The 9,809-nt window shown below is 68.5% G+C and carries 7 protein-coding genes and 1 CRISPR repeat array; of the genes, 2 read left to right on the top strand and 5 right to left on the bottom strand.

The features are described 5' to 3' along the window. The 5 genes from I55_RS34440 to I55_RS13270 all read right to left on the bottom strand — a co-directional run. A protein-coding gene (locus I55_RS34440; RefSeq protein ID WP_199902580.1) for an IS630 family transposase occupies positions 1 to 848 on the bottom strand; the annotation gives its coding sequence in 2 pieces (ribosomal slippage) (positions 1 to 507 and positions 510 to 848; 846 coding nt annotated over the 2 pieces). This gene is flagged as partial in the annotation. A 92-nt stretch (positions 849 to 940) separates the two neighbouring features. Further along, positions 941 to 1,570: a CRISPR direct-repeat array (repeat unit 36 nt; unit sequence AGTTTAGCCGATAGGGATTTGCGGTCCAGCCGCAAC). Between the two features lie 56 nt (positions 1,571 to 1,626). Then, the gene (gene adhP, locus I55_RS13285) at positions 1,627 to 2,649 is read right to left on the bottom strand and encodes an alcohol dehydrogenase AdhP (RefSeq protein ID WP_044561065.1); all 1,023 of its coding nucleotides are present in this window, start codon (positions 2,647 to 2,649) and stop codon (positions 1,627 to 1,629) included. A 278-nt stretch (positions 2,650 to 2,927) separates the two neighbouring features. Next, positions 2,928 to 3,332 carry a hypothetical protein gene (locus tag I55_RS33055; protein WP_049974085.1) on the bottom strand — a complete coding sequence of 135 codons (405 nt, stop codon included), beginning with the start codon at positions 3,330 to 3,332 and terminating at the stop codon, positions 2,928 to 2,930. Positions 3,333 to 3,336: 4 nt separating this feature from the next. After that, entirely contained in the window at positions 3,337 to 4,299 is a 963-nt protein-coding gene (locus I55_RS13275) for a DnaJ C-terminal domain-containing protein (RefSeq protein WP_044561061.1), read from the bottom strand. 6 nt (positions 4,300 to 4,305) lie between these two features. Continuing rightward, on the bottom strand, positions 4,306 to 5,997 hold the full coding sequence (locus I55_RS13270; protein ID WP_064742496.1) for a bifunctional aminoglycoside phosphotransferase/ATP-binding protein: 1,692 nt from the start codon (positions 5,995 to 5,997) through the stop codon (positions 4,306 to 4,308). A gap of 360 nt (positions 5,998 to 6,357) precedes the next feature. Between I55_RS13270 and I55_RS13265 the strand changes: the two genes are divergently transcribed. Further along, positions 6,358 to 7,272, top strand: coding sequence for a glycine--tRNA ligase subunit alpha (locus I55_RS13265; protein ID WP_044561060.1), 915 nt, complete (start codon positions 6,358 to 6,360; stop codon positions 7,270 to 7,272). A gap of 3 nt (positions 7,273 to 7,275) precedes the next feature. After that, on the top strand, positions 7,276 to 9,420 hold the full coding sequence (gene glyS, locus I55_RS13260) for a glycine--tRNA ligase subunit beta (RefSeq protein WP_044561059.1): 2,145 nt from the start codon (positions 7,276 to 7,278) through the stop codon (positions 9,418 to 9,420). Positions 9,421 to 9,809: the final 389 nt, after the last annotated feature.

The raw sequence follows: 9,809 nt of genomic DNA, 5'->3' as shown, positions 1-9,809 counted from the left end.
AGATCGCTCTTGAGCTTGACGCAGATGATGCTTGAGTTTGGCGAAGAACTGCTCGATGGGGTTCAGGTCGGGTGAGTATTTTGGAAGGAAGATCACCCTAGCCCCGGCCGCCCGTATGGCATCCCGGACGGCCTTGCCTTTATGTGAGCCGAGATTGTCCATGATGACGATGTCGTTGGGCTTCAATGTCGGGACAAGGACCTGCTCGGTATAGATCCTGAAGCGCTCGCCGTTGATCGGCCCCTTGATCAGCCACGGCGCATCCACGCGATCTTGGCGCAACGCGGCGATGAAGGTCATGGTATTCCAATGGCCGAAGGGGGCCGGACCAGGTAACCGTTGCCCACGCGGGGCCCAGCCTCGCAACGGCGCCATGTTAGTCTTGGTCCACGTCTCGTCGATGAACACCAATCGAGACGGGTCGATCCCCGGTCGCAGTCTCAGCCATCGCTCACGGTGGCGGGCGATGTCCGGCCGGCTTCTTTCCGTGGCGACCAACGTCTTTTTTTATAACTCAGTTTCTCAGCATGCACGAACTCCCAGACCGAGCGGTAGTCCACCTTCAAATTCCGGTCCGCCAGCTCGCGGACAAGACCACGTAAGGTGAACGGGCCGCTGGCGCAGCGCGTCAGCAGCCAGTCCCGGTGCTCCCCGGAGATCGCCTTCGGCTTATGCCCCCCCATCTGACCAGGAGCCACGCTGCCGGTTACTGCCTCGCGCTCCAGCCATTTGATCGCCGTGCTGACCGCAACGCCAAACCGCTTCGCGGCCTGATGGCGTGACAGGCCATCAAGCTTAACCGCGTCAACAACGCGCTGACGAAGATCCATCGAGTACGGACGACCCATCGTTCCCGGTCCCCTATAAATCAAACCGGTAACCTTGAATCACATTCCAAGCTCGTTGGGAATCCAATCCCGAATCAGCCTTATTTCATCCCGCTCTAGCCGATAGGGATTTGCGGTCCAGCCGCAACACCCGTTAGATGAGATCCGTTCCGATGTAGAGTTTAGCCGATAGGGATTTGCGGTCCAGCCGCAACCCTCGTCCTCAAGGGCAAGGTCGACGTATCAGTTTAGCCGATAGGGATTTGCGGTCCAGCCGCAACTACATGAACGAGGGCGCGAACGGGAAGTTCAGTTTAGCCGATAGGGATTTGCGGTCCAGCCGCAACAAGCCGTTGGTGTTGGACGTCAACGTGGTGAGTTTAGCCGATAGGGATTTGCGGTCCAGCCGCAACACTTGTAGGGGACGGCCTGCTGCGGGGAGAAGTTTAGCCGATAGGGATTTGCGGTCCAGCCGCAACTGACCCGCGTGCCGGCCGCCGACGTGATCCAGTTTAGCCGATAGGGATTTGCGGTCCAGCCGCAACTCAGCCGCTTCGCACTTACCTTCGGTATGGAGTTTAGCCGATAGGGATTTGCGGTCCAGCCGCAACAACAGCGACAACCACACGGCGGTGGCCGCCAGTTTAGCCGATAGGGATTTGCGGTCCAGCCGCAACCAGCACCGCCGCCGGTACATGCTCACCCGAAGTTTAGCCGATAGGGATTTGCGGTCCAGCTGCAACCGATGGCGGGATGGTGACGGATGGATCCACCCGCCACCATCCCGCCCGGGTGTCGCTCACACCGTCACCACCACCCGGCCGTTGATGGTGCCGGCGCGCAGGCGGTCGAAGATGGTGTTGATGGCGTCCAGGGGCTGGACCTCCACGGTCGCCGCCACCTTGCCCTCGCCGGCGAAGGCCAGGGCTTCGGCCAGGTCGGCGCGGGTGCCGACGATGCTGCCGCGCACGGTGATGCGGTTCAGCACGACGTCGAAGATGGGCAGGCCGAACTCGCCCGGCGGCAGGCCGATCAGGGCCACGGTGCCGTGGCGGCGGCTCATGCCCACGGCCTGGGTGAAGGCGGGGCGGGACACGGCCGTCACCAGCACGCCATGGGCGCCGCCGATGTCGCTGTGCAGGCGCTTGGCCGGATCCTCCTTCAGCGCGTTCACCGTCAGGTCGGCGCCCAGCTTCCTGGCCAGCTCCAGCTTGTCATCGGCCACGTCGATGGCGGCGACGTGCAGGCCCATGGCCTTGGCGTACTGCACGGCCACATGGCCCAGTCCACCGATGCCGGAGATGGCCACCCACTGGCCGGGCCGCGCCTCCGTCTCCTTCAGGCCCTTATAGACGGTGACGCCAGCGCACAGGATGGGGGCGATCTCCTCGAATCCCACATTGTCCGGCAGGTGGCCGACGAAATTGGGGTCGGCCAGCACGTAGTCGGCATAGCCGCCGTTGACGGAATAGCCGGTGTTCTGCTGGGCGGTGCACAGGGTTTCCCACCCCGTCAGGCAATGTTCGCAATGGCCGCAGGCGGTGTAGAGCCAGGGCACGCCCACCCGGTCGCCCTCCTTCACGTTGGTCACGCCGGCGCCCACGGCGGCCACGTAGCCCACGCCCTCATGGCCGGGGATGAAGGGCGGCTGGGGCTTCACCGGCCAGTCGCCATCGGCGGCGTGCAGGTCGGTGTGGCAGACGCCGCTGGCCTGGATGCGCACCAGGATCTGGCCGGGGCCGACCTCGGGCACCGGTATCTCGCGGATTTCCAGCGGTTTGCCCAGGGTGTGGACGACGGCGGCCTTCATGGTCCGTGGCAGGGACATCGGGTGGCTCCTTGGCTGGGGACGAACGATGCCGTGCGGCATCGTTTCCTGGGGCTGGGGACGAACGATGCCGCGCGGCATCGTTTCCTGGCCGATAGAAGACACCCGCGCGCGGATGCCGGCCTTGAGATGGGTCAAGGACCGGAAGGCTTATGTCTGCGGCCTCAGGCGCCGGGCGCGGCCATCCGGCCGCTTGGCTTCCTCGCATTCCAGTCCGCTGACGCTCCCCAGAATGCTCCGGCGGACGCGGTCGCGTCCCACAACGTCACGAGTCATGGGCTCATGCCGTTGGTATCCTTCTCCCCCTCCGTCGCCGCCAGCACCACCTGGCGGACGTCGGGCGGCAGGCGGTCCAGCACGCCGGCCACGCCACGCAGGGCCGCCCGCAGGCCATAGACCTGGTCGATCAGCGACAGCACCAGGGGCAGGGTGTCGTCGGCCACGCCCATGTCGTGGCTGAGGTCGCGGATCAGGCCGACGCGCGCCACGTCCACGGGGTGGAAGCGCCAGTCGGCCGCATGCTCCGGGGCGTGGTCGCCATCGGGGTCCACGCCATCGGGGTAAACGCCATCGGGGCGCACCCAGCCTTGCGCCACCCACCAATGGATTTCCCGCGCCGCCACGTCGGGGAAGCGGGCGGTCACGGCCTCCAGCGTCAACAGGGTCAACGTGCTCATGGCCTCAGGTTCCCTCATGCTCCAGGCCCGCGCGCGGGTCCGTGTCGTGCCGGGGCGTCCAGCCTTTCAGGAAGGCCGTCAGCTCCGGCTCCTCCCCGGCGGGCAGCACCACCTTCAGTTCCACCACCTGGTGGCCCTCGCGGATGCCCCGGCCCTTCAGGCGCAGGCGGGTGCCGCTGCTGGACCGGGGCGGGATGGCCAGCATGACGCCGCCGTGGATGGTGGGCACCCTGACCTTGGCGCCCAGCACCGCCTCCTTCAGGGTCACGGGCAGTTCGATCAGGATGTCATCGCCCTCCCGCCGGAACAGGGGGTGGGGCGATACCGTCACCTCCACGAACGCGTCGCCGTTGGGGGCGCCGTTCATGCCCGGTCCGCCCTTGCCGGCCAGGCGCAGTGTCTGGCCGTCCTTGAGACCGGCCGGAATGGTGACGTCCAGCACCTGGCCATCGGGCAGGGTCAGCCGCCGGGTGGCGCCCCTGGCGGCGGTCAGGAAGTCCACCGCCAGGGAATAGTGGGCATCCGTGCCCCTCAGGGGGAAACCGCCCCCGCCCGGCCCTCCCCCTGTGCTCCCACCGGGGCCGGCACCCTGCCCGAAAGCCCGGCGCAGCAGGCTTTCCAGGTCGTCATGGTCGAAGCCGCCGAATCCTTCGGCGCCGGCGGAATAGCGGCCGTGCCCGCCGGCGAAGGGGTCGCCGGCGTGCTGGCGGTAATATCCGCCGCCGGCGGGGCCGCGCGGTCCCGTCTCCGCCCCGGTGGCGTCGATCTCCCCCCGGTCGAAGCGCGCGCGCTTCTCCGCGTCGGACAGCAGGGCGTAGGCGGCGGCGATGTCCTTGAACTTGGCCTCCGCCTCCGGCTTGCCTGGGTTCAGGTCCGGGTGGTGCTTCTTGGCCAGCGCGCGATAGGCGCTGCGGATGGTCTTCTCATCGGCGTCGCGGGCGACGCCCAGCAAGGCGTAGGGATCCACCGGGGGCTACCTCATTCCAGGGGAAGTGCCGGGTCCAGACGAGGGGCTGATCATGCGGCCGGCAGGGGGCCGCCCGGTCCTGGTCTCCGCCACCGGGGGCCGCAGCAGGGCTTCCGCCTGACGCAGCACCAGGGCGGGGGTGGGGCCGGCGTCCAGGATAGCCCAGCGCACGTCCCCGGCACCCTTCCCCATCTGGCGTAGCAGAACGGGTATGTCCGCATCCGACGCGTCCCTGGCCGGCGCCTGGGCCCGGCGGCGCAGGCGTTCCACCAGCACATCCTCCGGCGCCTGCAGCCATAGCCCGGTGAAGCGGGCGCGGGCGTGGGCCGCCACCTCCGCCGCCAGGGCCCGCTCCTCCGGATTGGCGAACACGGCGTCCAGGATGACGCTGCGCCCGGCCGCCAGGCAGGCCGCGGCCTGGATGCGCAGGCGGTCGTACACGGCGGCGTTGACGGTGGGGGTGTAGGCCTCGGGCCCCAATGGCTGGTCCGGCGCCAGGCCGAACAGCTGCTTGCGGATGACGTCGCTGCGCAACACCCGCGCCCCCGGCGCGGCGCCCAGCAGCGGCGCCAAGGCGCCGGCCAGCGTCGATTTGCCGGTGCCGCTGAAGCCGCCCACCGCCACCACCCGCGGCCGGTCGCGCCGCAGGAAGTCCAGCGCCAGTTGCAGGTAGCGGCCGGCCTCCACGGCGCCGGCGGTCTTCTGCGTGGGCGTGGTCTGGCGCCGGGCGGCGGCGGCCGTCACCTGGGCGCGCACGCCGGCGCGCACCGACAGGAACAGGGGCAGCACCGGCAGGCCGCCCAGGGCCTGGCCCTCGCGGCCGGGCAGATCCTCCCCCGTCAGGTCCAGGTAGCGGTTCAGCACCAGGCTGGCCAGATCCGCCCGGTCGCGGAAGCACAGATCCATCAGCAGGAAGGCCAGGTCGTACAGCACGTCGGTGCGGGCCAGATCGGGGTCGAACTCGATGGCGTCGAAGGGCGTGGGCGTGCCGTCCACCAGGCAGACGTTGCCCAGGTGCAAATCACCGTGGCAGTCGCGCACCCGGCCGGCGTCGCGCCGCGCGTCCAGCAGGGGGCCCTGCGCCGCCAGCGCGGCCTGGACCTTGGCGTTCCAGGCGCGGATGTCGGGTGCCGCGAAGGCGTCGCCGGGTTTCAGATTGGCGCGGGTGATGGCCACCGCCTGCTCCAGCCCCGCCGCCCCGCCGCCATCGGCGCGTCCCTGTTGCGCCCGGTGCAGTCGCGCCAGGCGGTCGGCCAGGTCCAGCATCAGCTGCGGCGTCAGCCGCCCTTGCGTCGCCATGCGGTCCAGCAGGGCGTCCTGGTCGAAGCGGCGCATGACCAGCAGCCAGTCAACCACCTGACCCGGGGGCAGCGGCGGCTCATCCTCCCCCGCCGGCCACTCCGGGCCCAGCAGCAGATGGCCATCATCAGAGTCGGCGCGCAGCACCGGCCGCAGGCCCAGGTACAGGTGCGGGGCGAAGCGGCGGTTGACCGCCAGTTCCGCCAGGCAGAACCGCCGCCGCAGGTCCACCGTGGAATAATCCAGATAGGAATAACGCACGGCGCGCTTCAGCTTGTAGGCCCGGTCGCCCGCCAGGAAGACGTGGGAGATGTGGGTGTCGATGCGCTCCACCCGCCCCCGGGCGCCGAAGGGTTCCGGATGGGCCAGGAAGGCGAGTATCTCGGTCTGGTCGTCCATGGCGGCAGACTCCCTGGAATAATGAAGGCCAGGACCCAGGGCGGTGCGGCGCCGGAAGGTTCCTCTAAGGAAAACCATAGGCCTGTCGGTGGTTCCGCCGCGTTGAGGCGGATCAAGTGGTCGCGCACTCATTCCTCTGCGAAACCGGCGGCATTTGCGGAACCTCTTCCCTGCGCAGCCCGGAGGCCACACCCGCGCCAAAACGGGGCTTGCATGCGGCAAACGCGCCGGTCGGCGCCTTGATTTGGGGTTCACCGGCCTTGTAAGGTGCGCCGCAACGCAACAAAGGGCCGGGGAGGACGGGTTACATGGACCCAATCGTTCCTTTTCCGCCCTTCCAGTGGTGAAGACGGTCAGGCAATGGCGGCCTCAGGCGCGGCGAAGCTCAGTTTCCAGGGATTAATCCTGACGCTCCACCAGTTCTGGTCGGAGCAGGGGGCCCTGATCCTCCAGCCTTACGACATGGAGATGGGGGCCGGCACCTTCCACCCGTCCACCACCTTGCGCGCGCTGGGCGCCACGCCGTGGAAGGCGGCGTTCGTGCAGCCCTCCCGTCGGCCCAAGGACGGCCGCTACGGCGAAAACCCCAACCGCCTGCACCAGCACCACCAGTACCAGGTGATCCTGAAGCCCTCGCCGGCCAACGTGCAGGAGATCTATCTGGAAAGCCTGCGCCGCGTGGGCATCGACCCCAGCCAGCATGACATCCGCTTCGTCGAGGACGACTGGGAAAGCCCCACCCTGGGCGCCTGGGGCCTGGGCTGGGAGGTGTGGTGCGACGGCATGGAGGTGACGCAGTTCACCTACTTCCAGCAGGTGGGCGGCATCGAGTGCGAGGTGGTGGCGGCGGAGCTGACCTACGGCCTGGAACGCCTGGCCATGTACATCCAGAACGTCGAGAACGTGTACGACCTGGATTTCAACGGCCAGGGCGTGAAGTACGGCGACGTCTATCACCGCAATGAGCGGGAGCAGAGCGCCTATAATTTCGAGGTCGCCGACACCGCCATGCTGCTGCGCCATTTCGAGGACGCGGAGCATGAGTGCGCCGAGCTGCTGAAGCGCGGCCTGGCCTGGCCGGCGTACGAGCAGTGCGTCAAGGCCTCGCACAACTTCAACCTGCTGGATGCGCGCGGCGTCATTTCGGTGGTGGAGCGGCAGAGCTACATCCTGCGGGTCCGCAACCTGGCCAAGGCCTGCTGCGAGGCCTGGGTGGCGGGTGACAAAAAAGTGGACTGGACCCTTCCGGGTGCTGCGTCCGGTAAGGGGGCCTGAACCATGGCCGAGCTGCTGATCGAGCTGTTTTCCGAGGAGATCCCCGCCCGCATGCAGGTGCGCGCGGCCGAGGATTTCAAGCGCCTGGTGACCACCAAGCTGGCCGAGGCCGGTTTGGCGTTCGAGGACGCCATCGCCCATTCCACCCCCCGCCGCCTGACCTTGGCCGTCACCGGTCTGCCGGTGCGCCAGGCCGACGTGCGCGATGAGCGCAAGGGACCGCGCGTCGGCTCCCCCGACGCCGCCGTCCAGGGCTTCCTGCGTGGCGCCGGCCTGACCAGCCTGGACCAGTGCGAGCAGCGCGACACGGGCAAGGGCGTGTTCTGGTTCGCCGTGGTGGAGAAGCCGGGCGGGGCCACCATCGACGCCCTGCCGGGCATCATCGACGCCGCCATCCGCGAGCTGCCCTGGCCCAAATCCATGCGCTGGGGAAACAACACCTTCCGCTGGGTGCGGCCGCTGCACTCCATCCTGGCGCTGTTCGACGGTGCCGTGGTGCCGGGCGCCCTGACGCTGAAGACGGCGGAGCCGGCGCCCGAGTCGTCCGAGGGCAACGTCTGCCTGGGCGGGGAGCCCACGGCGGTGACGCTGGCCTATGGCGCCACCACGCGCGGCCACCGCTTCCTGGCGCCCGACGTGCTGACCATCACCGACTTCGCCGATTACCAGGAAAAGCTGGCCGGCGCCTTCGTCGTGCTGGACCGCGAGGCGCGCAAGGCCCGCATCCTGGACCAAGCCAACGCCCTGGCCGCCGCCGAGGGCCTGAGCTTGCGCGACGATCCCGGCCTGCTGGAAGAGGTGGCGGGTCTGGTGGAATGGCCCGTGGGCCTGATCGGCACCATCGACCAGGCCTTCATGGACGTGCCGGCGGAGGTGCTGACCACCTCCATGCGCACGCACCAGCGCTATTTCGCCCTCGAAACGCCCAAGGGGGAGACCAGTGACGGCAAGCTGGCGCCGCGCTTCATCCTGATGGCCAACCGCACGACGGAAGACGGCGGCAAGGCCGTGGTGGCGGGTAACGAGCGCGTGCTGCGCGCCCGCCTGTCGGACGCCAAGTTCTTCTGGGACCTGGACCGCAAGGTGTCGCTGGAAGACCAGGCCAAGAAGCTGGCCGACATCACCTTCCATGCCAAGCTGGGCACCACGGCGGCCAAGGTCCACCGGGTGGAAGGCCTGGCGGCCGTCATCGCGCGAGCCATCCACGCCGATGTGGAGGCCACCCGCCGCGCCGCCCGCCTGGCCAAGGCCGATCTGGTGACCGGCCTGGTGGGCGAGTTCCCCGAGGTGCAGGGCGTCGTCGGCCGCTACATCGCCTATGAGCAGGGCGAGGCTGCGGCCGTGGCCGAGGCCATCGCCGACCACTACAAGCCCCTGGGGCCCAGCGACAGCTGCCCCACCGCCCCGGTTTCCGTGGCCGTGGCGCTGGCCGACAAGATCGACACCCTGGTGGCCTTCTTCGGCATCGATGAGAAGCCCACCGGCTCGCGCGATCCGTTCGCGCTGCGCCGCGCCGCGCTGGGTGTCATCCGCCTGATCGTGGAGAACGGCCTGCGCCTGGATCTCGGCGACCTGTTCCTGGTGGCGCGCGGCCAGCTGGCGCTGGACAACGCCGCCCTGGATGGCGAACTGCTGGCCTTCTTCGCCGACCGCCTGGTGGTGGCCCTGCGGGAAAAGGGCGTGCGCCACGACCTGATCGCCGCCGCGCTGGCGGGCCGGGCCGAAGGGGATCTGGTTCGCCTGCTGGCCCGGGTGGAGGCATTGGCCGGTTTCGTCAGCACCGACGACGGCGCCAACCTCCTGGCCGCCTTCCGCCGCGCCGCCAACATCCTGCGCATCGAGGAGAAGAAGGACGGCCACGCCCATGACGGGCAGCCGGACGCCGCCCTGCTGCGGCTGGATGAGGAGCAGGCCCTGGCCGCCGCCCTGGCCCAGGCGCACGCCGCGTCAGAGCCGGCCCTGGCCGCCGAGAACTATGTGGGCACCATGGCGGCGCTGGCCAGCTTGCGCGGCCCGGTGGACGCCTTCTTCGACAAGGTGACGGTGAACGCCGACGATCCGGCCCTGCGGGCCAATCGGCTGCGTCTGCTGGCTGGCATCCGTCGCACGCTGAACCATGTGGCGGATTTCTCGGTCATCGAGGGGTGAGACGCGGGGGCCGGGAAACCGGCCCCCGTTTTTGTTTGGCCGCCCGGTCGCGGTTGCGGACTTGGGCGGCGGCGGCGGTCACAATCTTCGCCCTTCCGCCGGGGGCGGTGATCTGCAACGGTTCGGTTGGATTTTCCAGTGCGTGACAAAACGGGGCTGGCCCTGGCCAGACCCCGAAAAAATACAAAGTGCAGTGAAACTTCGGGGAAACTGGCGGACGATGGTCCATTGAGCGAAGGACCGCGCTCCGCCGAACTCATCGGGTGAGGAACCATGAGCAGCGTGTCCAAGTGGGTGTACAGCTTCGGTGATGGCAAGGCCGAGGGCCGGGCCGAGATGAAGAACCTTCTGGGTGGCAAGGGGGCCAACCTGGCGGAGATGAGCAATCT

It is taken from the genome of Azospirillum sp. B4 (genome assembly GCF_000333275.1).
In the GTDB taxonomy this organism is placed as follows: Bacteria; Pseudomonadota; Alphaproteobacteria; order Azospirillales; family Azospirillaceae; genus Nitrospirillum.
The sequence above is the reverse complement of the archived record's forward strand: the minus strand, read 5'-3'. Positions and strand labels throughout refer to the sequence as shown.